The 22,229-nt window shown below is 73.5% G+C and carries 19 protein-coding genes; 14 read left to right on the forward strand and 5 right to left on the reverse strand.

What is annotated here, in order from left to right:
* Positions 1-37 precede the first annotated feature (37 nt).
* Positions 38-2,194 carry a SpoIIE family protein phosphatase gene (locus tag ACF1A1_RS12255; RefSeq protein ID WP_391999623.1) on the forward strand — a complete coding sequence of 719 codons (2,157 nt, stop codon included), beginning with the start codon at positions 38-40 and terminating at the stop codon, positions 2,192-2,194.
* Between the two features lie 236 nt (positions 2,195-2,430).
* Here ACF1A1_RS12255 and ACF1A1_RS12260 read toward each other — a convergent pair whose 3' ends face one another.
* On the reverse strand, positions 2,431-3,858 hold the full coding sequence (locus ACF1A1_RS12260) for a S1 family peptidase (RefSeq protein ID WP_391999204.1): 1,428 nt from the start codon (positions 3,856-3,858) through the stop codon (positions 2,431-2,433).
* Between the two features lie 189 nt (positions 3,859-4,047).
* Here ACF1A1_RS12260 and ACF1A1_RS12265 point away from each other — a divergent pair, with 189 nt between their 5' ends.
* The 10 genes from ACF1A1_RS12265 (at position 4,048) to ACF1A1_RS12310 (ending at position 15,038) form a co-directional block, all read left to right on the forward strand.
* Entirely contained in the window at positions 4,048-4,461 is a 414-nt protein-coding gene (locus ACF1A1_RS12265; RefSeq protein WP_391999206.1) for a PaaI family thioesterase, read from the forward strand.
* A gap of 452 nt (positions 4,462-4,913) precedes the next feature.
* Positions 4,914-5,129: a type A2 lantipeptide gene (locus tag ACF1A1_RS12270; RefSeq protein WP_391999207.1), complete on the forward strand. Its 216-nt coding sequence runs from the start codon at positions 4,914-4,916 to the stop codon at positions 5,127-5,129.
* Between the two features lie 126 nt (positions 5,130-5,255).
* On the forward strand, positions 5,256-6,062 hold the full coding sequence (locus ACF1A1_RS12275) for an HlyD family efflux transporter periplasmic adaptor subunit (RefSeq protein WP_391999209.1): 807 nt from the start codon (positions 5,256-5,258) through the stop codon (positions 6,060-6,062).
* Complete coding sequence (locus ACF1A1_RS12280) at positions 6,059-8,281, forward strand: NHLP family bacteriocin export ABC transporter peptidase/permease/ATPase subunit (protein ID WP_391999211.1); 2,223 nt, start codon at positions 6,059-6,061, stop codon at positions 8,279-8,281. Before ACF1A1_RS12275 ends, ACF1A1_RS12280 begins: the two co-directional genes overlap by 4 nt.
* Position 8,282: 1 nt before the next feature.
* Positions 8,283-11,144, forward strand: a complete 2,862-nt coding sequence (locus ACF1A1_RS12285) for an NHLP bacteriocin export ABC transporter permease/ATPase subunit (protein ID WP_391999212.1) — start codon at positions 8,283-8,285, stop codon at positions 11,142-11,144.
* 193 nt (positions 11,145-11,337) lie between these two features.
* On the forward strand, positions 11,338-12,345 hold the full coding sequence (locus ACF1A1_RS12290) for a Ppx/GppA family phosphatase (protein ID WP_391999213.1): 1,008 nt from the start codon (positions 11,338-11,340) through the stop codon (positions 12,343-12,345).
* Between the two features lie 27 nt (positions 12,346-12,372).
* Positions 12,373-12,597: a hypothetical protein gene (locus ACF1A1_RS12295; RefSeq protein WP_391999215.1), complete on the forward strand. Its 225-nt coding sequence runs from the start codon at positions 12,373-12,375 to the stop codon at positions 12,595-12,597.
* 496 nt (positions 12,598-13,093) lie between these two features.
* On the forward strand, positions 13,094-14,113 hold the full coding sequence (locus tag ACF1A1_RS12300; RefSeq protein ID WP_391999216.1) for an iron-containing redox enzyme family protein: 1,020 nt from the start codon (positions 13,094-13,096) through the stop codon (positions 14,111-14,113).
* Between the two features lie 12 nt (positions 14,114-14,125).
* The gene (locus tag ACF1A1_RS12305) at positions 14,126-14,788 is read left to right on the forward strand and encodes a HemK2/MTQ2 family protein methyltransferase (protein ID WP_391999218.1); all 663 of its coding nucleotides are present in this window, start codon (positions 14,126-14,128) and stop codon (positions 14,786-14,788) included.
* A gap of 85 nt (positions 14,789-14,873) precedes the next feature.
* Positions 14,874-15,038 (forward strand): CDGSH iron-sulfur domain-containing protein, encoded by a 165-nt coding sequence (locus ACF1A1_RS12310; protein ID WP_391999625.1) that lies wholly within the window; start codon positions 14,874-14,876, stop codon positions 15,036-15,038.
* Positions 15,039-15,220: 182 nt separating this feature from the next.
* Here the strand turns inward: ACF1A1_RS12310 and ACF1A1_RS12315 are convergent, their stop codons facing one another.
* Positions 15,221-15,652, reverse strand: a complete 432-nt coding sequence (locus tag ACF1A1_RS12315; protein WP_391999219.1) for a protease inhibitor — start codon at positions 15,650-15,652, stop codon at positions 15,221-15,223.
* A gap of 580 nt (positions 15,653-16,232) precedes the next feature.
* On the opposite strand from ACF1A1_RS12315, the gene ACF1A1_RS12320 reads away from it, so the two are divergent.
* From ACF1A1_RS12320 to ACF1A1_RS12330, 3 genes are all read left to right on the forward strand, one after another.
* On the forward strand, positions 16,233-16,559 hold the full coding sequence (locus ACF1A1_RS12320) for a hypothetical protein (protein WP_391999642.1): 327 nt from the start codon (positions 16,233-16,235) through the stop codon (positions 16,557-16,559).
* Positions 16,556-17,251 (forward strand): alpha/beta fold hydrolase, encoded by a 696-nt coding sequence (locus ACF1A1_RS12325; RefSeq protein ID WP_391999220.1) that lies wholly within the window; start codon positions 16,556-16,558, stop codon positions 17,249-17,251. The genes ACF1A1_RS12320 and ACF1A1_RS12325 overlap by 4 nt, the downstream gene beginning before the upstream one ends.
* Positions 17,252-17,321: 70 nt before the next feature.
* The gene (locus tag ACF1A1_RS12330; RefSeq protein WP_391999222.1) at positions 17,322-18,491 is read left to right on the forward strand and encodes a lactate 2-monooxygenase; all 1,170 of its coding nucleotides are present in this window, start codon (positions 17,322-17,324) and stop codon (positions 18,489-18,491) included.
* 855 nt (positions 18,492-19,346) lie between these two features.
* On the opposite strand, the gene ACF1A1_RS12335 is transcribed toward ACF1A1_RS12330, so the two are convergent.
* The 3 genes from ACF1A1_RS12335 to ACF1A1_RS12345 form a co-directional block, all read right to left on the reverse strand.
* On the reverse strand, positions 19,347-20,996 hold the full coding sequence (locus ACF1A1_RS12335; protein ID WP_391999223.1) for an RICIN domain-containing protein: 1,650 nt from the start codon (positions 20,994-20,996) through the stop codon (positions 19,347-19,349).
* 501 nt (positions 20,997-21,497) lie between these two features.
* Entirely contained in the window at positions 21,498-21,875 is a 378-nt protein-coding gene (locus tag ACF1A1_RS12340; protein ID WP_391999225.1) for a toxin Doc, read from the reverse strand.
* Positions 21,876-21,878: 3 nt separating this feature from the next.
* Entirely contained in the window at positions 21,879-22,124 is a 246-nt protein-coding gene (locus ACF1A1_RS12345; protein WP_391999226.1) for a hypothetical protein, read from the reverse strand.
* Positions 22,125-22,229: the final 105 nt, after the last annotated feature.

Below are 22,229 nucleotides of genomic sequence, written 5' to 3' on the forward strand. Positions count from 1 at the left end.
AGATTTGGTTCCTGGGACCGCGCGGCCGGGCGAGGAGGTGGTCGCCGTGTCCGACGGACAGAGGTCCGGCCGGCCGTCGACGGTTGTCGGGGCCCCGGTCGGCCATCCGCTGCTGTCGTTCGCGCTGACGGCGATGATGGACGCCGTCGGGGCGCACTCCGGCGCGGTCTACCTGCGGCGGGGCGACGAGCCGGTGCTGGAGATGGCGGTGATGGCGGGGCTGCCCCGGTCGTTCGCGGCGCCCTGGGAGCGGGTGGGGCTGAGCGCACCGGTCCCGGTCGCCGATGCGGCGCGCGAGCGGCGGCTGGTGTGGGTGGGCGGCGAGGAGCACATGGCCCGCCGGTATCCGCGGATCGCCGTCGTCCTGCCGTATCCCTTCGCGCTGGCGGCGCTGCCGGTGGCGACCGGGTCGACGGTGTACGGCGCGGTCTTCGTGACCTGGCCGGGTTCGCACCCGCCGGAGCTGTCCGACCGGGAGCGGGAGCAGCTGGAGTCGGCCTGTGAACGGCTCGCGCTGCGGCTGGAGCGGGCCGCGGCGGAGAACCGTCCGGTGCGCCCCGAGACCGATCCGCTGGCCACGGGGGCGATCGGCGCCGCCGCCGACGCGCTCAGCACGGTCGAGGCGGCGCGGATGGTGTCCCGGCTGCCGTACGGACTGTGTTCGCTGGACCTCAACGGGCGGTTGGTCTTCGCCAACGCCGCCGCGGCAGAGCTGCTGGGCGTCCCGGTGAGCGGGCTGCTGGGCACCCCGCTGTGGGAGTCGGTGCCCTGGCTCAACGACCCGGCGTACGAGGAGCGGTACCGGGCCGCGCTGATCAGCCAGGTCGCCACGTCGTTCGTGGCGCTGCGCCCGCCTTCCGAGTGGCTGTCGTTCCGGCTGTATCCGTCGACCAACGGGCTCAGCGTGCGGGTCAGCCGGGCGCGTGCGGTGTCGGAGACGCGTCCGGCGGGGCGCGGGCAGGGGGACGCGCCGACCCGGCTGGTGTCGATGTCGCAGGCGCTGAGCATGTCCGGGGCGCTCACGGAGACGGTGAGCGTGCAGGACGTGGTGCGACTGGTGGCGGAAGAGATCGCCCCGGCCGTGGGCAGCCGGGCCCTGGCGCTGCTCGGTGCCCGAGCGGGGCGGCTGTATGTGCTGGGACACCATGGTTATCCGGATCCGCGTGTGGTGGAGCAGTTCGACGGGATGCCGTTGACCACCTCGGCGCCCGGCACGCACGTCGTCGCGCACGGGGTGCCGGCGTTCTTCGACTCCCGGCAGCAACTGGAGCGCCTGTATCCGGCCCGGCGGCACGCCGCTCCCGACGGCTTCGCGGCCTGGGCCTATCTGCCGCTGATCGCCTCCGGCCGTTCGGTGGGCGCCTGTGTGCTGGCCTATCCCGAGCCGCGCGCCTTCTCCACGCACGAGCGCGCGGTGCTGACCAGTCTGGCCGGGCTGATCGCGCAGGCCATGGACCGGGCGCTGCTCTACGACGCCAAGCACCGGCTCGCCCACGGCCTGCAGGCGGCCCTGCTGCCGCCCTCGCTGCCCGTGCTGCCAGGTATCGAGGCGTCCGCCCGCTATCTGCCGGCCACTCGGGGCATGGAGATCGGCGGCGACTTCTACGACCTGGTGCCCTCGCGGCCGCTGCCGGCGGCGGTGATCGGGGACGTGCAGGGCCACAACGTGACGGCGGCCGGGCTGATGGGGCAGATCCGGACCGCGGTGCGCGCGTACACGGCGGTGGGCCAGGAGCCGGCGGAGGTCATGCGCAGCACCAACCGGCTGTTGATCGACCTGGGGGCCGATCTGTTCGCCAGCTGCCTGTACCTGCGGCTGGATCCGGACCGTGGGCGCGCGGTCATGGCCCGGGCCGGGCATCCGCCGCCGCTGCTGCGGCGGCCGGACGGACGGGTGCGTGTCCTCGACCTCGCGGGCGGTCCCCTGCTGGGCATCGACGGTGCGGCGGCCTACGCGACCACCGAGGTCGACCTCTCCCCCGGCTGTGTCCTCGCCCTCTACACGGACGGGCTGATCGAGTCCCCGGGCGTGGACATCGAGGACGCGGTCATCGAGCTGGGACGGCGGCTCGGCGAGGCCGGAGACCGGCCGCTGGAGGACCTGGCCGACGGACTCGTGAAGCACTACGCCGCCGCGGAGGAACGGATCGACGACGTGGCGCTGCTGCTGTTGCGGGCGCGAGGGGACGGCTGACGGGGCGCCGGGCGGGGAGCCGGTCCCCGGAAGGCGGCGAGGACCGTCCGTGAAAGGGTGTCAGAAAGGCTTCCCTGAAAGGGCGACAGGAAAGGCCCTCTCTGAAAGGGCGGCAAACGGACCGGCCGTGGCGCAGACGCGCCGGTCCGGCCCTCCCGCCGGAGGGCCGGACCGTGCCACCGACCGGCCGGAACCGCTGATCAGGCCGATCGGTGGGTCTGCGTCAGCTGCCGGGGTCAGTGCGTCTCGGTCAGTCCGGACCCGTCCTCGGCACCGGCACCGGCTTCCTCACCGCCGACCTCCTGGCCGGCCTCCTCGCCGCCGACCTCCTGGCCGGCCTCTTCACCGGCTCCGGCACCGGCTTCCTCGCCGCCTGCCTCTTCGCCGGCCCCGGCCCCTTCACCGGCACCGGCGTCCTCGCCGGCCCCGGCGCCTTCGCCGGCCCCGGCCTCTTCACCAGCACCGGCGTCCTCGCCGGCCCCGGCATCTTCGCCGGCCCCGGCCCCTTCACCAGCACCGGCCTCCTCACCGGCGCCGGCCCCGGCCTCGCCGAGGGTCGCGCCGACCGCCTCCAGCGCGGTGGTCACCGGCTGGAAGAAGGTCTCGCCGCCGACGGTGCAGTCGCCGCTGCCGCCCGAGGTCAGGCCGATCGCGAGACCGTCCTGGGTGAACAGCGAGCCGCCGCTGTCGCCGGGCTCGGCGCAGACGTCCGTCTGGATGAGGCCGGTGACGGTGCCCTCGGGGTAGTTCACGGTGGCGTCGAGCCCGAGGACCTGGCCGTTGGCGAGCCCGGTGGTGCTGCCCATCCGGAAGACCTCGGTACCGACCGTCGCGTCGGCGGCCTCGGTGATCTGGACGGTCTGGTCGCCGAGGTTGACCTCGCTCGGAGCGACCGTGGCGGGGTCGTCGTACTTCACGAGTGCGAAGTCGCCCTCCCCGGGGAAGGTCGCCTGGTCGACGGTGGCGATGGGCTCGCCGCCCTCCGCGTCCGCCCACGCCTCGGCCGCGACGCCGCAGTGACCCGCCGTCAGGAAGGCCGGGGCGCCGTCGCCGGCGGTGACGTTGAAGCCGAGGGAGCAGCGCGACCCGCCGCCGAAGATGGCGTCGCCGCCGGAGGCGAAGGTCTTGAACGTGCCGGCCGACTTCTTGATGGTCGCCGTCTGCGCGCCGAGGCTCTGGACGGTGGACTCCAGCTGGTCCCACTTGCTGCCGGTGACCGTGGAGTCGGCGGTGACGAGGATCTTGTTCGTCCGCGGGTCGACCGCCCACGCGGTGCCCGGGATGGTCGCCTCGGCCTTGAGGGTCTGCGCCGCCGCCTCGAGTTCGGCCGTGCTGTTCTCGACCTCGCGGACCTGCGCACCTGCCTTCTTCGCCTGGACGATGACGTTGTTCTCGTCACCGGAGACGTTGACCACGTTGATGATCAGCTGCTGCTGGTCGGCGTCGTAGTACGAGCCGGCGAAGGCGTCACCGAGCAGGCCCTCGAGCTGCGAGGCGAGGTCCGAGGCGTCCGCCGCCTTGAAGGTCTTCGGCGCTGCGGCGGTCGCGTTGTCGCCGTCCTGGGAGGCGTTGGCGTTGGGGAGCAGGAGTGCCGCCGCTCCGAGCGCCGCCACACCGCCTACCGCGATCGCGGCCTTGCGCTTCGGAATTCGCTTGTGACTCAAAAAACTCGACCTCCTGGGGGGCGGGGTCTGGCTGCCGGTGTTCGGCAGCTCCGTACAGCGGCGCCTGGTTGCCGATGAGTACGCGGGGGACGCGGGGTGCGTTCAACTCCGTTTGCCAACTTCCTTTGCGAACACGCGAATCGGCCATGACCGGCGTCGGGGACGGCCGCCCGGGGAACAATCGCCCATATGACGATGACCACCGGCGAAGCCGACAAGATCCTTTCCGACAACTTCGCGCCCTGGGTGCTCGCCCTGAACCTGTCCGCCGAGAGCCTGGGAGACGACCGCGCGACGCTGCGTCTGCCCTGGTCACAGGCGCTGGCACGGGAGGGCGGAGGACTGTCGGGGCAGGCGCTGATGGCGGCCGCGGACACCGCCACCGTGATCGCCGTGTCGGCCGCCCGGGGAGCCTTCGTGCCGATGACGACGGTGCAGCAGTCCACCTCGTTCCAGCGGGCGGTGGCCGATTCGGATGTCCTGATCGAAGCGGTCCTGACGAAGCTGGGCCGCCGGATGGCGTTCGCGGACATCACGATGACGGCCGAGCGGTCGGGCGAGCTCGCGGCCCGGGCGAGCACGGTCTACGCGCTCCTGGGCTGATACCGACGGTAAGCAGTCGTGGACGGACCGTTCCGGCCGGAGAGCGGAATCCCTGCTTCAGAGAATCTGCACATCGATTACCCAAGCGGGTCACGGCGAGCGGCGATCCTGCACAACTGCGCGCCGCCGCTCACGCCATTGGGGCGGGAGTGTCGGATTCGCCTCGGCGGCACGGACCGCTCATCCGAGCGAACCCCGCCCGAGGTGTGAAGAAGTCGCCGACAAGACGTGGTCACTCCTGCACGGTTCAACGTTCCTGTGACGCAACTTCCCTGGTGAGACGGGTGGTTGATTGGCTGCGTCGGCGCCGGACCTGCTTTGATCCATCGCACCGCGGGGGCCGCGAGGGTTCCCGGAAACGGGTGCCCGGCACCCGCGGTCGCGGCCGTCATCTGTCCCCAGAGGGGGCCGCTCCCCCCTTATGAGCCATCCATATGAAGGGAAGTTCCACCATGAACTCCACCCCCCAGGTTGAGACCGTCGAGATCGCCGACGCCGACCTCGACAACGTCTCCGGCGGCCTGTCCGTGAACGCCCTCGGCACCGTCACCGGCCTGGTGGACGGCATCGCCCCGGTTTCCGGCCTGGTCGACACGGCCGTCGGCACCGTCGAGGGTGTCACCGGCCTGAACACCGCTCCGGCCGCCAACCTGGTCGCCGGTCTCTGATCGCGCCCTTGTGATCCCCCTGAGTCCCGGAGCCGGCACCCGGCTCCGGGACTCTCGGATGCCGTAGCACGCTCCGGACGAACACTTCCGACGCTCCGACTTCTTCCGACCGGTGAGGCAAGTCCCTTGCAGTTCCGCCAACAGGCCCTCGCCAAGCTCCAGTCGCCGGAGGAACTCGACCTGCCGGTGCGGTTCGCCCGCCCCCAGGGCTGGCTGGTGCTGTCCGTGACGGTGGTCGCCCTCGCGGCCGCGTCCGTGTGGGCGGTGACCGGCTCGGTCGCCTCCACGGTGAGCGCTCCGGCCGTCCTCACCCACGGCCAGGGCAGCTACATCCTGCAGAGCCCGGCGGCGGGCCAGGTCACCGCGGTCCTCGCGAAGGAGGGCGAGCGGCTGCCCGCCGGCTCCCCCGTACTGAAGGTGCGTACGGCCGACGGGGACACCGTGGTGCGCACGGTCGCCGCGGGCCGCATCACCGCGCTCGCCGCCACTATCGGGCAGATCATCTCCACCGGCGCGAACGTCGCCGCCGTGGAGAAGGTCGCCCACGCCGACGATCCGCTGTACGCGACGGTGTACGTCCCGGCCGAGAACGCCGCCTCCATCCCGGAGAACGCGGCCGTCGACCTGACCGTGCAGACCGTGCCGTCCCAGCGGTACGGCGTCCTGCGCGGCCAGGTGAAGTCGGTGGACCGCACGGCCCAGTCGGCCCAGCAGATCGCCGCGTTCCTCGGGGACGGCCAGCTGGGCGAGCAGTTCACGAAGAAGGGCCGCCCGGTGGCCGTCCTCGTCCGCCTCGACACCTCCACGTCGACGAAGAGCGGCTACCAGTGGTCCTCCGCGGACGGACCGCCGTACGCCCTCACCTCCATGACCCTGGCCACCGGCTCGATCCGGCTGGCCGACCAGCGTCCCGTCGATTGGCTGCTGCCGTGACCACCGCTCAGGAAACCCGCGGCAGACGCCGTGCCGCGCCGCCCAGGCGCACGGTCCCCAAAGGCCGGGGCAGAACCGTCCGCACGCCCACGGTCCTCCAGATGGAGGCCGTGGAGTGCGGGGCCGCCTCCCTCGCCATGGTCCTCGGGCACTACGGCCGGCACGTCCCGCTGGAGGAGCTGCGCATCGCGTGCGGTGTCTCCCGGGACGGCTCGCGGGCGAGCAACCTGCTGAAGGCGGCGCGTAGTTACGGGCTGACGGCCAAGGGCATGCAGATGGACCTGGCCGCCCTCGCCGGGGTGAAGGCGCCCGCCATCCTCTTCTGGGAGTTCAACCACTACGTCGTCTACGACGGCATGGGCCGCCGCTTCGGCCGCCGGGGCGTCTTCATCAACGACCCCGGCAAGGGCCGGCGTTTCGTGCCGATGGAGGACTTCGACGGCAGCTTCACCGGTGTCGTGCTCGTGCTGGAGCCGGGCGAGGGCTTCGAGCCGGGCGGGCGCCGGCCGGGTGTGCTGGGCGCGATGCCCGCCCGGCTGCGCGGCACCGCGGGCACCCTGCCCGCCGCCGTCCTGGCGAGCCTGCTGCTGGTCCTGGTGGGCGCGGCCGTCCCGGCGCTGAGCCGGACCTACATCGACATGTTCCTGATCGGGGGCCAGACCTCGCTGCTGGACGTGCTGTTCACGTCCATGGGCGCGTGCGTGCTGCTCACGGTCGCGCTGACCTGGCTCCAGCAGGCCAACCTCCACCACGGCCGCATCATCTCCTCGACCCTGTCCAGCGCCCGCTTCCTGCGCCACCTGCTGCGGCTGCCGGTGACCTTCTTCTCCCAGCGCAGCCCGGCCGACCTGGTGCAGCGCCTCCAGTCCAACGACGCGGTGGCCGAGACGCTGGCCCGCGACCTGGCCTCGGCGGGCGTGGACGCGGTGGTCGTCGTCCTGTACGCGGTCCTCCTCTACACCTACGACCCGCAGCTGACGTTCGTCGGCATCGGTGTGGCGCTGCTGAACATCGTCGCCATGCGGATCGTGATCCGGCTGCGCGCGACGCGTACGGCGAAGCTGCGCGCGGACAACGCGCGGCTGACCAACACGGCGTACACCGGTCTGCAGCTGATCGAGACGATGAAGGCGACCGGCGGCGAGGACGGCTACTTCCGCAAGTGGGCCGGTCAGCACGCCACCACGCTGGAGGAACAGCAGCGACTGGGCGTGCCGAGCGCCTGGCTGGGCGTGGTCGCGCCGACGCTCGCGACGCTGAACAGCGCGCTGATCCTGTGGATCGGCGGGATGCGGGCGATCGAGGGCCACATCTCGGTGGGCCTGCTGGTCGCCTTCCAGGCGTTGGTCACCCGTTTCACCGCTCCCCTGACCCGCCTCAACGGCGTCGCGGGCCGCATCCAGGACTTCGCTGCGGACGTGGCCCGGCTGAAGGACGTGGAGAACTTCCGCGCCGACCCGCTCTACGACCGCCCGGGCGGCGCCGACTCCACACGCCGGCTGCACGGCCACGTCGAGCTCCAGAACATCACCTTCGGCTACAGCCCGCTGGACAAACCGCTGCTGACCGGCTTCGACCTGACCGTCGGGCCGGGGCAGCAGGTGGCGCTGGTCGGCGGCTCCGGCAGCGGCAAGTCGACCGTCTCCCGGCTGATCTCGGGCCTGTACACACCGTGGGAGGGCGTGATCCGCATCGACGGGCAGCGCCTGGAGGACATCCCGCGCGGGGCGCTCGCCGCCTCCGTCTCCTTCGTCGACCAGGAGGTGTTCCTCTTCGACGGAACGGTCCGTGACAACGTGGCGCTGTGGGACCCCTCGATCCCGGACGACGCCGTGGTGGACGCCCTGCGGGACGCGGCGCTGTACGACGTCGTCATGCGGCGGCCCGGCGGCATCCACAGCAAGGTCGAGCAGGACGGCCGCAACTTCTCCGGCGGACAGCGCCAGCGGCTGGAGATCGCCCGGGCGTTGGTGCGCCGGCCGAGCATCCTCGTCCTCGACGAGGTCACGAGCGCGCTGGACGCGGAGACCGAGCTGGTGGTCATGGACAACCTGCGCCGGCGGGGCTGTGCGTGCGTGGTGATCGCCCACCGGCTCAGCACGGTCCGCGACAGCGACGAGATCGTCGTCCTCCAGCACGGCTCGGTCGTGGAACGCGGGCGGCACGAGGACCTCGTCGCGCGCGGCGGCGCGTACGCGGCGCTGGTCAGGGAGCGGTGAGATGACGACTCCGCGTCTGCCCCAGGAGGGCGACCTCGTCCTGGGCGCCCTCGGTTCCCTGGGCGCCCGTGTGGACTGCGCCGGGTTCAGCCGTCTGGACCTGGAGGGCCCGCAGGTGCTGTGGCTGGTCGCGGCCGGGGCGCTGGACCTGTTCGCGGTGGACGCCGAACAGCAGGGCCACTGGCACCACCTGGGCCGGCTGGAGGCGGGCTCGCTGCTCCTCGGCCCGGTCGCCGGCCCTCAGCACACGCTGGTCGCGCGCCCGTTGCGCGACTGCGTCGTCCACCGCGTCAACCTGCGCGAGCTGTACCAGCCGGCGAGCACCCAGACCTGGTCCTACGACGAGTACGGCAATCCCCAGTACGTGCCGCCCACGACCAGCCCGCTGGAGTACGCCCTCGCGCTCGGCGTCGGCCGCGGCCTGTCCGTCCTCTTCCAGGCGCCGATGGCCGCCGACCGGCCCGCGGAGGACGGGGGTGCCCCCGTGCGGGCGTATTCGAGCACGGGCGAGGACGACGACGTGTTCTGGATGCAGGTGCCGCCCGGCAGCGTCCAGTACGGCTCCCTGTACGGCGCGGAGGCCGCCGCCGACCTGCTGATGGACCCGGCGGTGTGGCAGTCCATGGTCGACCAGCAGTACCGCCTGCTGACCACGCTGGACCGCTGGATCGAGCAGTTGGAGCGCACCCACGAGACGCGGACGGCCGCCGGGATCAAGGCCGGTGAGGCGGTCCGCGCCCAGGCCGACCGGACCCTGCTGGCGTCGATCGGCAAGAAGGCCGGACAACGCACGACGGCCGCGGACGCGGACGCCACCTTCGCCGCCTGCAAGCTGGTCGCGCAGGCCGCCGGGATCACGCTCGTCGAGCCCACGCGGATGGGCGCCGGCAACGACCGCCTCGACCCCGTCGAGCAGGTGGCCCTCGCCTCCCGGGTCCGCACCCGCGCCGTACGCCTGGAGGGCCGCTGGTGGCGGGACGACGTCGGCCCGCTCGTCGGCCACCGGGCCCTGTCCGGGGCACCGGTCGCGCTGCTGTGGCGGCGCGGCGGCTATGTCGCCGTCCATCCCGCGACCGGGCGGGAGACACCGGTCGAGAAGGCCAACGCGGAGGAGTTCGAGCCGCGGGCCGTCATGTTCTACCGCCCGCTGCCCGAGCGGAAGCCGAGCCCGCTCGGGCTGCTGCGGTTCAGCATGCGCGGCACCGGCGGCGACCTGACGCATCTGCTGCTCAGCGGGCTCGTCACGGTGGTGATCGGGGCACTGGTGCCGATCGCCACCGGCAAGGTGCTCGGCGAGTACGTGCCCAGGGCCCAGCAGGACCTGATCGTCCAGGTCTGTCTGGCCGTGATGGTCAGCAGCGTGGTGGCGGCGGCGTTCCTGCTGTTGCAGAACCTGACCATCCTGCGGCTGGAGGGCCGGATCGAGGCGACGCTCCAGCCGGCCGTGTGGGACCGGCTGCTCAGGCTGCCGACGAAGTTCTTCGCCGAACGCTCGACCGGTGAACTGGCCAGCGCCGCCATGGGCATCAGCGCCGTCCGCCGCCTGCTGGCGGGCCTCGGCCCGTCGGTCGCGCAGTCGGTGACGATCGGCGCCATGAACCTGGGGCTGCTGCTGTGGTACAGCGTCCCGATGGCGCTGGCGGCGATCGGGATGCTCGCCGTCATCGCCGCGGTGTTCCTGGGGCTGGGGCTGTGGCAGGTGCGCTGGCAGCGGCGGCTGGTGGTGCTCGGCAACAAGCTGAACAACCAGGCGTTCCAGACCCTGCGGGGCCTGCCAAAGCTGCGGATCGCGGCCGCCGAGAACTACGCGTACGCGGCCTGGGCCGCCCAGTTCGCCCGCAGCCGGGAGCTCCAGCAGCGGCTCGGCCGGATCAAGAACCTCAACGCGGTGCTCGGCGCGGTGTACCTGCCGCTGTGCTCCCTGCTGATGTTCATGCTGCTGGCCGGCCCGGCCCGCGGGACGCTGTCGGCGGCGGAATTCCTCACCTTCAACACCTCGATGACCATGCTCCTCACCTCGGTCACCTCGCTGACCGGCGCGTTCGTGTCGGCGGTGGCCGCGCTGCCGCTGTTCGAGGAGATCCGCCCGGTGCTGGAGGCGACCCCCGAGGTGCGGGCGGCGAGCACCCGGCCGGGCCCGCTGTCCGGCGCGGTCGAGGCCCGCCGCCTGTCGTTCCGCTACTCCGACGACGGCCCCCTCGTCCTGGACGACGTCTCCTTCGAGGTGCGTCCCGGCGAGTTCGTGGCGATCGTCGGCCCGAGCGGCTGCGGCAAGTCCACGCTGCTCAGGCTGCTGATCGGCTTCGACAAGCCGGTCTCCGGGAGTGTGCTGTACGACGGCCAGGACCTGGCGGCCCTCGACCAGTCGGCCGTCCGCCGCCAGTGCGGGGTCGTCCTCCAGCACGCCCAGCCGTTCACCGGCTCCATCCTGGACGTCATCTGCGGCACCGAGTCGTACACGCCGGAGGAGGCGATGGCGGCGGCCGAGCTGGCGGGGCTCGCGGAGGACATCAAGCGGATGCCGATGGGGCTGCACACGATCGTCTCGGGCAGCGGGTCGGTCTCGGGCGGCCAGCGCCAGCGGCTGATGATCGCCCAGGCGCTGATCCGCCGGCCGCGCATCCTCTTCTTCGACGAGGCCACCAGCGCCCTCGACAACGAGACCCAGCGCACGGTCATCGAGAGCACCCGCAAGCTCAACGCGACCCGCATCGTCATCGCCCACCGTCTGTCGACCGTGATGGACGCCGACCGGGTCGTGGTCATGGAGAACGGCAAGGTCGCCGAACAGGGCCCGCCCGCCCAGCTCCTCGCCGACACGGGCGGCCGGCTGCACGAGCTGGTGCGACGACAGCTGGCCTGACCGGGCACCGGCCGGACGGCCGCCACCGGTCCGGCCGGAGTGGCCCTCGCACCACTCCCCCGGCCCCGTCCCCCTATTCCCTCGCCCCCTGTCCCCTCGTCCCCTGTCCCCTCGTCCGTCGGCACTCGGGCGTAGGCGGCGTACGCCCCACCGCGAGGGGCATGACGGGGCCCGCCTGGGTACTCGCCGGTATATGAGAATCAGCGTGCTGGACGCGGGATCTAACACGGTGCGGCTGGTGGTGGCCGACGCGGAGGACGGCGTACCGCTGCCGGTGCACACGGCCAAGTGGCGGTTGAGGCTGTCCGAGCAGGTCAAGCCGGGCGAGCCGATACCCGAGGAGGCCGTCGAGCAGCTCGTCGACGCGGTCGCCGCCGCGAGCCGCACCGCGACCCGGTGGGGGGCGGCGAGCCCGCTGGCGTTCGCGACCGCCATGGTGCGCAACGCCCCGAACCGCCAGGAGGTGCTGCGCGCCGTCCGCGCGCGGACCGGTGTGCCGCTGTGCACCCTGCCGGGCGAGGTGGAGGCCGAGCTGACCTTTCTCGGCGCCCGGCGCTGGATGGGCTGGCGGTCGGGGCCGCTCGCGCTCATGGACATCGGGGGCGGTTCGTTCGAGGTGGCGTTCGGGCGGGGCCGGCTGCCGGACTTCGTGGCCTCGCTGCCGCTCGGGGCCGGCCGGCTGACCCACGAGTTCTTCGCGGAGCAGGATCCGCCGTCCCCGGAGCGTGTCCGCGCGCTGCGGCGCAGGGTGCGCCACCAGCTGCGGGACGTGGCCGCCCGGATCCGCTGGGAGGGCCCGCGCACCGCGGTGGCCACCTCGCGTACGTTCCAGCAGCTGGGGCGGTTGTGCGGGGCGCCGCCCGGACGCCACGGCCCGTTCGTCGACCGCACCCTGGACAGTCGCGCCCTGGGCCAGGCGGTCGAACGGCTGGCCGCCCTGCCCGCCGCCGAACGCGCCCGGCTGCCCGGCATCTCCGCGCCGCGCTCCGCGCAGAGCCTGGCGGGCGCGGTGGTCGGGCACACGGCGATGAAGCTGATCGGGCTGAAGACGGTCACCGTCTGCCCGTGGGCGATCCGGGAGGGCGTCCTGCTGCGCCACATCGAGGACGGCGCGTCCTGGTGGGCGGAGGTCACCCGGCTCGCCGAGGAGGCCGCGCCACCGGACCCGGTACCCCTGCGGATCGCCTCAGGGAAGAACTGACCGCCACCCCACCAGGAAAGGAGCCCCATGTCCGACCCCCTGCCCCACGACGCCGAGCGCCCCGAGGGCGAGCGCTCCGAGGGCGAGCGCTCCGACGACCGCCCCGAGACGGCGCTCGAAGAGGTGCTGCGGGAGATAGAGGAGGCCGAGCGCCGCACCGACGCCTCGCGGGACGAACGGCGCCACAGCGGCGAGGCCGGCGAGGCCATCACGCCCAACACCCGCGCCCAGGAGGAATCCCAGGGCGACTGACCACCGGGCGCCCCGGCCGGGCGGCACCGCCCAGCGACCGCCCGGCCACCACCCGCACGCCGGACGACACGGCCGTCACCCCCGCCCCACAGGCGCCGGAAGCCCCAGGCCGACGGAACCGCCGGGCACTCTCAGCCGGAAAGCAATCCCGCCGGCCTCTCGGCCGCGAGGACACCGCCCACCACCCCTCGCCCGCGCGGCGCCGTGGCCAGCGCCTCAACCGGCGTCCGCGCTTCCACCGGTTTCTACCGACGAGGCCCGACGGGGCTCATTCGGCTCCCCGTATCAGCCCGGGGCGGCCGACAGCGGAACCAGGCGGCCAGGACGGGCGACGCATGCCACCATCTCGGCCGGCATCCCCGCGACCACCGACGAAGCCCAGCCCCCGCCCCGCCCCGCGTGGCCCGAGCAGTCCCGGGGCATGCCGGCTGGGAGTACCCCCACCGGCCGGGCCCACCCGGCGGATGGCCTGGTGATCGCGGGGTACACGGCCGGCATGGCACACGAAGGACCACACGAAGGACCCCGCCTGCCGGCCGCCCGGGGCCCGCTCTCCGGGGCCGTCCGGGCCTACCTGCTGGGCGCGGGCCCGCTGCCGCCCGCCGAGGCGGTGGCGGGCGCGCCCGTCTACGGCGACGACCTCCAGCTGGCCCTGTACCTCTGCTACGAACTGCACTACCGCGGCTTCGCCGGGGTGAGCCCGGACCTCGAGTGGGACCCCGACCTGCTGCGGGTCCGGGCGGCGCTGGAGCACCGGTTCCTCACCGCCCTGCGCGCCGACACGCCCGTCCACGACAGCCTCGACGAGGCGCTCGCGGAGCTTCTCGTGGAGCCCGTCCAGGGCACCGGCGTCTCCCACTTCCTGCGCGACGACGGTGAGCTGTGGCACCTGCGCGAGTACGCCGCCCAGCGCTCGCTGTACCACCTCAAGGAGGCCGACCCGCACGCCTGGGTGCTGCCCCGGCTGTGGGGCCGGGCCAAGGCGGCCATGGCGGCGGTGGAGTTCGACGAGTACGGCGGCGGCCGCGCGGACCGCGTCCACGCCCGCCTGTTCGCGAACCTGATGACGGACCTGGGCCTGGACACCACCTACGGCCGCTATCTGGACGCCGCGTGCGCCGAGACGCTGGCCACGGTCAACCTCATGTCGCTGCTCGGCCTGCACCGCTCCCTGCGCGGCGCACTCGTGGGCCACTTCGCGGCGGTCGAGATCACCTCCTCCCCCGGCTCCCGGCGGCTCGCCGAGGCGATGCGCCGCACGGACGCCGGTCCCGCCGCCGCGTACTTCTACGACGAACACGTCGAGGCCGACGCGGTCCACGAGCAGGTCGTCCGGCACGACGTCATCGGCGGCCTGCTGGAGGAGGAGCCGCAGCTGGCCCCCGACATCGCCTTCGGCATCGACGTCACCGGTCTGCTGGAGGACCGCCTCGCCGCACGTCTGCTCAGCTCCTGGCGCGCGGGCATTTCCTCCTTGTACACCCCTCTCCATACCCAAATGGCCCATATTTCCTGAATGCCGGGGTACATGATCAGAGTGAATCCGCTGGTACTTCCGGGCGTCTACGCCCCTCAGGAGGACACCGACCTGCTGGCCGGGGCGCTGTCCGACGAACCGCTCCCACCGGGCGCGGACGTCCTCGACGTCGGCACGGGCTCCGGCGCGCTCGCCCTGGAGGCCGCCCGCCGCGGCGGGCGGGTCACCGCCGTCGACGTGTCCTGGCGGGCGGTGTGCGCGGCCCGCTGGAACGTGTGGCGGGCCCGGCTGCCGGTGCGCGTACGGCAGGGCAACCTCTTCGAGCCCGTCCGCGGGCAGTCCTTCGACCTGATCCTGACGAATCCGCCGTACGTGCCGGCCCCCACGGGCGGCCGGGAGCCGCGCGGTCCGGCCCGGGCCTGGGACGCGGGCGGGGACGGCCGGCTGGTCCTGGACCGGATCTGCCGCGAGGCGCCGGAGCTGCTGCGGCCCGGCGGAGTACTGCTGATGGTGCACTCCGCGCTCAGCGACCCGGACCGCACCCTCGCGCATCTGCGCGCGACCGGCCTGAAGGCCTCGGTGACCCGGCGTCGCCGCATCCCCTTCGGACCGGTCCTGCGCTCGCGCGAGGAGTGGCTGCGCGAGTGCGGGCTGCTCTCCACCGACGAGGACAACGAGGAACTGGTGGTCGTCCGTGCCGAACTCCCCTGCTGAGCCGGGCTCCGGCGCCGACCGGCGCACCGCCGCCGGGCCGGACCCCTCCCCCGGGCCGCGCTCCCCCGCCGCCGAGCCCCGCAGGATCACCGTCCAGCGCCGGGGCCCGCTGCTCGTCGAGGGTCCGGTGGAAGTGGAGCTGGAGGACGGCTCCACGGTCGTCTCCGACCGCTTCCGGGTCGCCCTGTGCACCTGCCGGCGCAGCCGCCGTTATCCGTGGTGCGACACCAGCCATCGCGACCGGTGCTGACACCGCGCCCGGCGGCGCACGGTGTCCGACGCTCGCGTGTGTGGTGATACCAGGGGCCGGCGGGCGGCCCCACTCCGCCCGGCCGGCCCCTGGTGCGAGATCGCGGTGGTCCCGTGTCAGTGGCTCGCACTCCCCACGTCACGAGCCTCTCGCGGCGTCCACGGGGCCACGCGATCCCGGTCTCAGAACGCGAAGAGGGTGCTCCTGGCGGAGTTCTTCACGCACTCGTTGGAGAAGAGGCGCTCATAGGAGACGCGCTTGCCCTGCCACACACCGTCGACGGTGACCACGACGGGGTCGTACTGCTTGGTGCACCACGCGTCGCCGGTGACCGTCAGGGCCTCGAAGTCGCCGTCGGTGGCCCGCAGTTCGGCGCATGCCTGGGCGGGGGCGGGATGGGTCCCGGAGGGCCTGGGCGCGCAGCTCAGGGTGACGGCACGGGCCGGGCCGACGGCGGCGGCGCTCTCACCGTGGCCCTGCGTCAGCACCAGGGCCGACGGGGCGTACAGCGAGGCCGGAGCGGCCGGGGCGGCGAGCGCGGACCCGGTGAGGGGTCCGCAGACGGCGGTGGCCGTGAGGCCGAGGGTCGCTGCCCAGCGCGCGGTGTTCCGCATTGTGTGCATCCTTCCGCTTGATTCGGGGGTGTGCCGGTCGGCGCGATCTGTGCCGAACGCGGCGAACGCGAGTCTGCCGAGTCCGCCGCCGAAACTCACATCGACCCCACAGGTTTCAGTAACCTTGCGTGTTGAATCAGTGGCGCGAAGTCACGGAATTCGAACGGTTCAACCCCGTAAGCAAGCGCTTCATGATCCCCCGGCTCGCCGCGGTGACCGGTTTTCATAGGCTCGTCAATCGTCCGGAAACATTCCGCTTTCGCGCCGCGCCCCGCCCCGCGACCCCCTCCCGTCCCCCCGGCGACAGCGCCCGTTTCCTCCATTCGGGGCCGCGGAGAAGGAGGAATCGTCCTCTGGCCGGGGCCCTGCCCGGCGCCGTACGTTCGGCGGACCTCGTTCCGGACGCCGTCCGCTCACGCCGCCCACCCCGCGGCGGCAGCGGCCGTTCAGCCCGCCGCGCCATGCCCGCGCTCCCCCGTCGTCCGTCCGCCGGAGTCCTCGTCGGCCTCGCCGTCCGCCCCGGCCCCCACTCAGCCGTCGCCGTCCACGTCCCTCCCCCACCGAGGTCGAAGCCCACGGTGTGGACCGCGTCCCCGGCGCCGAGCGCACCGCGACCCCCTTCGACCTGTTCCGGCTGGCCTTCGGCGGCGCGAACACCTTCTCCACCTGCGCCCTGGGCGCCTTCCCCGGTCCTGTCCGATCGGCCTGCCCCTCCCCGGCGATCGCCGCCGTGCTGTACCTGTCCCCGCTGAGGCTGTTCCCGGAGCCCCGCGCGGTGTACGGGCCCGAGGGCCCGCGGCCGGCCCGGGCCGTGGACGTGCCGGTGCCGGTGGCGCCGATCACCGGCCCGGGCGCGGGAGTTGACGGGACGCCGTTGTCGGACCCGTCGGCCACCTTGCGGCCATGACTCCTTTCGTGTTGGTGGCGGGGACCTGGCTCGGTGCTTGGGCGTGGGACGAGGTGGCGGCCGAGCTGCGCGCCGCCGGGGACGACGTCCATCCGCTGACGCTGTCCGGGCTCGCCGAGAAGCGGGGGGTCCCGGCGGGTCTCGAGACGCACGTCCGGGACATCGTCGACGAGGTCGGGCGGCTCGGTGCGCGGGACGTGGTGCTGGTCGGGCACAGCTATTCCGGGATCCCGGTCGGGCTGGCCCCGGAGCGGATCGGCGACCGGCTGCGGCGGGTGGTGCTGGTCGACGCCGACGTGCCCGTCGACGGGGAGTCGTTCCTGTCGGGCTGGCCGAGCGACCACGTGCGGGAGGCGATCGCCGCCCACGACGGCTTCTGGCCCCCGCTCACCGCGGACGACTACGCGGGCCAGGGCCTGACGGACGAGGAGATCCGCCGGATCGTCGACGGCTCGACCCCGCATCCGGGCGCCACCCTCGTCGAGGCGGCCGCGGTGAAGCGTTCGCCGGCCGAACTGCCGACGACGTACGTCAAGTGCCTGCTGGACGGCGACGAGCCGATGCCCGCCGTCGCGGCGCTGCTGGAGGGCGACCGGTGGGATCTGGTGCGGATGGACACCGGGCACTGGCCGATGTTCTCGCGGCCACGCGAACTGGCCACCGTCCTGCGGGAGTCGGCCGCCGGCCGCTGAGCGCTACCTGCCGGTAGGGTCCCGTGCGGCACGTACTCGACGACGGGACGACGAGGGGCGGCAGGTACGGATGGCGAAACACTGGGCGGACTTCCAGTACGAGATCTACCTGAACGGCATGACGGGTGCGGTCCCCCGGCTGCCCACCGACCTGACCCGGCTGGAGGAGCTGACCGAGCAGCGGCTCGGGCCGGGCCCGGTCGGGTACGTGGCGGGCAGCGCGGGCGACGGCAGTACGGCCCGCGCCAACCGGGCGGCTCTGCGGCGCCGCCGGATCGTGCCGCGGATGCTGCGGGACGTGCACGAGCGGGACCTGTCGGTCGAGGTGCTGGGCCGCTCCCTGCCCGCCCCGCTCGCCCTGGCCCCGGTCGGCGTGCTGTCGATCATGCATCCGGAGGCCGAGTCGGCGGCGGCCCGCGCCGCGGCCGCGCAGGGGGTGCCGTTCGTGCTGTCGTCGGCGTCCAGCACGCCGATCGAGCAGGTGGCGGAGGCGATGGGGGACGCCGAGCGCTGGTTCCAGCTGTACTGGTCCAAGGACCGCGAGGTGACCCGCAGCTTCCTGGGCCGGGCGAGGGCGGCCGGGTTCACGGTGCTCGTCGTCACCCTCGACACCCCGCTGCTGGCGTGGCGGCCGCGCGACCTCGACCAGGCGTACCTGCCGTTCCTGCACGGCGTGGGCACCGCCAACTACTTCACCGACCCGGCCTTCCGGGCAGGCCTGGCCAAGCCGGTGCACGAGGATCCGAACGCGGCCGTGCTGCACTTCGTGCGCCTGTTCGCGGACCCGGCCAAGACCTGGCCGGACCTGGCGTTCCTGCGGGAACAGTGGGACGGGCCGATCGTCCTGAAGGGCGTCCTGCACCCGGACGACGCCCGGCTGGCCGCGGACGCCGGGATGGACGGCGTGGTGGTCTCCAACCACGGCGGCCGGCAGGTGGCCGGTTCGGTCGCGGCCGCCGACGCGCTGCCCCGCGTCGTGTCGGCGGTCGGCGACCGGCTGACCGTGCTGTTCGACAGCGGGATACGCACCGGCGACGACGTCTTCAAGGCCCTCGCCCTCGGCGCCCGCGCGGTGCTGCTGGGACGGCCGTACGTCTACGGCCTCGGCCTGGACGGGCAGGCCGGCGTCGAGCACGTGATCCGCTGCCTGCTCGCCGAACTCGACCTCACCCTGGCCCTCTCCGGCCACGCCGGCCCGGCGACCGCCGGCCCGGACGACCTCGTCGAGGACGCGGGATGACGATCCGCCCCAGCGGCACCCCCACCGAACCGCGCAGCCACACACGCCGGCCGACCCGATCAACCGGGTCCCCGCCCGCCGGTCCCCCGCACTCGGCGCCCAGGCCGCATGCTCGCCGCCGCCGACCCGCGGCCACGGGACGACGGACCGTGCGCCGGGCCATCCCGGCCGGCCCGTCAACCGGATCCCCGTCCGCCAGTGCCCGCACTCAGCGCCGGACCTGCTCGCCGTCCCCGTCGACCCGCAGCCACAGGACGGCGCGACCGCGCAGCCACACACCCCTGCCGACCCGATCAACCGGATTCCCACCCGCCGGGGCCCAGCACTCGGCGCCGCATGCTCGCCGTCCCCCTCGGCCCGCGGCCACAGGACGACAGACCGTGCAAGCCACACACCCCGGCCGACCCAATCAACCAGGTTCCGCCCGCCGGTCCCCCGCACTCAGCGCCCACAGCCGCATTTGCTCGCCGTCGCCGGTTCGCTTCTGCCCCGTCGCCGGTTTCGCGTGCGGGACGCGCGAAAGGACTGGCGACGGCCGCGTCGAAAGGGGACCCGCGGCCACGGGACGACGGACCATGCGGCCGCACGCCCCGCGCACGGCCGCGCTCCTGGTCGGCGCCGAGTCGGCGTCGGCGGCGGGCGACTCCCTCGTCGACGCCGAGCCGCCGCCGGCGGCGTCATGCCGTTCGTGTACGCGGCCGGCCTGGGGCACGGCACCAGCTGATGGGGTCGCGGTGCCCACGGCATCCGGCGCGCCGCCCAGGCGTGTCTTCTCTCCCGTCTCGTGCCCCGCTCGTCCCGCTCGTCCCGCTGACGGCACGTCTCACGCCGTACGCCCGAGCGGCCGGCGGCCCGTCACGCCGTGCGGTCGGACAGTTCGACGGGCTGTGCCGGCAGGGTCTCCCTGCCGGTGACCTCGAGTGAGCCGGGGCCGGCCGTGCCGGCGTCGGTGAGCCAGCGCTGGCCGGTGGAGTGGTCGCGGACCTTGACGACGACGTCGGCGCCGGGGTCCTCGCCGGTGGAGGCGAGGGCGAGTGTCTTGTCCCAGCGGGGCAGCAACTCCCCCTGCACGGTGAGGTCGTGACGGACGTCGTCGGCACGGGCGTCGCCGGCCTCGGCGCACGCGCCGAGGATGACGACACCGGCGTCCGCGTGCGAGTCCACGCACAGCTCGGGATCGGCGACGTTGCGCAGTTGTCCGTCGTCCTCGTACGACCACTGCTGGGTCGCCTCGGACGAACAGTCCGCCAGCTCGACGGCGGCGCCCGCCGTCACCTCGCCCCGGATGTCCAGGCACAGGTCGGCGGCGGCGTTGCGCAGCCTGGTCCGGCTCGGCACGGTCGGCAGCTGGGCGGTGTCCGGGGCCGAGGGGGTGGCGGTGGGCGCGGACTGGGAGTCGGTGCCGGAGGCCGCGCCGCCGCCCGTGGCGCTGGTGGAGGCGGCCGGGTCCGCGCCGCCGTCGTCCGACCACATGCCGGCGGCGAGCAGGGTGGTGAGCAGGCCGGCCGAGGCGAGGCCGACGCCCGTCATCAGCGCCCGCGGCGACCGGGGGCCGCCCGGTGCGCGGCGGCGCGGGGACGGTATGCGGTCGAGCAGGGTGGTGCGGCGGGTGGCGCGCGACCGCCCGCCGCGGTGCCGGGCCGAGCCTCTGAGGCGTATGGTCTCCCCGCCGACGCGGCCGGGACGTGACTCGACGTAGCGGCGGGCGCCCCAGCCGAGCACCACCTCGGCCAGCAGCACACCCAAGTCGCCCTCGAAATGGCCGAGTTGCTCGGCCGCGGACCGGCAGTACCGGCAGGCGTCCAGGTGCTGGCGGACGTCCGGCAGGAGGTCGCCGCCGCGGCGCATGGGCACGTCGAGGAGCCGGTTGTGGAAGCGGCAGTCCTTGCTGGGCGCGAGTTCCCGGTGGGCGCGCACACAGCCCTCGCGGAGCTTCTCGCGGGCCTGCTCGTGCGCGGCGGCGACCGTGTCGGTGTCCATGCCGAGCAGTCCGGCGGCCACGGTGATCGGCTCGGCCTCGACCTCGACGTGCCACAGGACGCAGCGGGCGACCGGGGGCAGGCCGTGGAAGGCGCGTTCCGTGAGCACCCGGTTCTCGGGGGTCATGGACTTGGCGGCGCGCATCCCGCGGGCGCCCGCCGGCTTGCGCAGGTCCGGCAGGACACCGGACAGTCCCTCGTCGGCGGCCCACAGCCGGATCGTGTCCCGCACGGTCACCAGCAGCCGGGGGCGCAGCGCCGTGCCCGGCTCGCCCAGCTTCAGCCGGTCGAAGACCTGGTGGAACGCGGCCGTGGTGACCATGGAGGCGACGCCCGTGGAGGAGGCGAGGCAGACGACCGCGTACTCGTGCACCGGCTGCCAGTGCCGCGCGATCAGCAGCGCGGTGGACTGGCCGACCTCACTGTCCGTGCCGCCGCGCACCCCCGCGGCGAGGGACTCGTCGGATTCTCCGGGTCCCCCGCCGGGCGGGGGATAGGGAGGGCGAGGAGGAGGGGGGGTGAGCACTGAGCGGCTTCCTTTGGTACGTACCTGTTCGGCGCGGCGGGGAGCACGCGTTCGCCTCCGCCGGCGAAACACGGGGCATTCCCGCCCCGGCCCCCCGCACGAGTGGCTCACCCTTGCACAACTGAGTCGTACGCAACAAGCTGCCGGAGATTCCCGGCCACTGTTGAAAGAATGTCGATAAGAAAGCCTCGATTTCCTGCCCGAATTCCGTCTCCCGCGATGCCCCATTTCCGTCTCGCGCGATGTGCCGAAGTCCCGATGCCCGTCCCCGGCAACGGCTTTCGCCGCCCTGTGCGTGCGTGGCGCACCCGGTGTGAAACGCGTGCACGCGCCGGCGCGACGCACACCTTCCCGGCGCGCGGCGGGGCGTAGTGGACTGGGTGCGGCCCCTCCTCGGAGGCCCCGCGCGGGACGGCGGCTCTCCCGCGCGAGTACGGCCGCCGGCCCTGTTCCTCCCGCCCTCGGCCGGCGGCCCGGGAGGCCCCCCGCGGGCCGGTGCGCTCAGATCTGCCAGGACCGCAGCCGGTCGGCGGCGCCGTACACGTCGGCCCGGCCGTCGATCAGGTCCCGGGCCAGGTCGACGAGGGCCCCGTAGGGCGGGTCGATGCCGACGCCGCTGACGAACATGTACGCCACCGCCGTCGCGCAGGCGAAGCGGGCGTTGGCCGACGGCAGGGGCTTGAGCAGCGCGAGGGTGTGCAGCAGCGCGGCGGCCCGCCAGGCCGGGTCGGAGTCGACGCCGAGCCGGGGCGGGTCGACGCGGTGCCGGGCGACGGCGGCGACCAGCGCGGAGAAGTCGTTGACGGTGGGCTGGTCCGGCATGACCTCTTCGTGGCGCTGGAGCAGCCAGGGCACGTCGATGTGGATGACGGGCGTCATCGGTCAGGCGACCTGCCCCTCGCCCTTGAGGGGCGCTTCGTCGTCGGGGAAGGCCGCCGCGAACTCGTCGGCGTGGGACGCGAAGAACCGGCGGAAGGCCTCCGCGCCCTCCTGGAGCGCCCGGTGGCGCGCTATGTCGGCGGCGGCGGCCTCCCGCACGAGCGCCTTCATCGACGTACCGCGCTCCTTGGCGATCTGCCGCAGGTCCTCCAGCTCGCGATCGCTGAATTCCACATTGAGGGCTGGCATGCCCTTCACGGTACCGCTCGGGTACTTACTCGTAAATATCCCCAGGTCAAAGTGATGGTATGACGGTACCGGACGGTGTCCGAGCGGTCACGCGACCGATCGGTC

Origin of the sequence: Streptomyces sp. NPDC014995, from assembly GCF_043080745.1 — a bacterium.
In the GTDB taxonomy this organism is placed as follows: domain Bacteria; phylum Actinomycetota; class Actinomycetes; order Streptomycetales; family Streptomycetaceae; genus Streptomyces.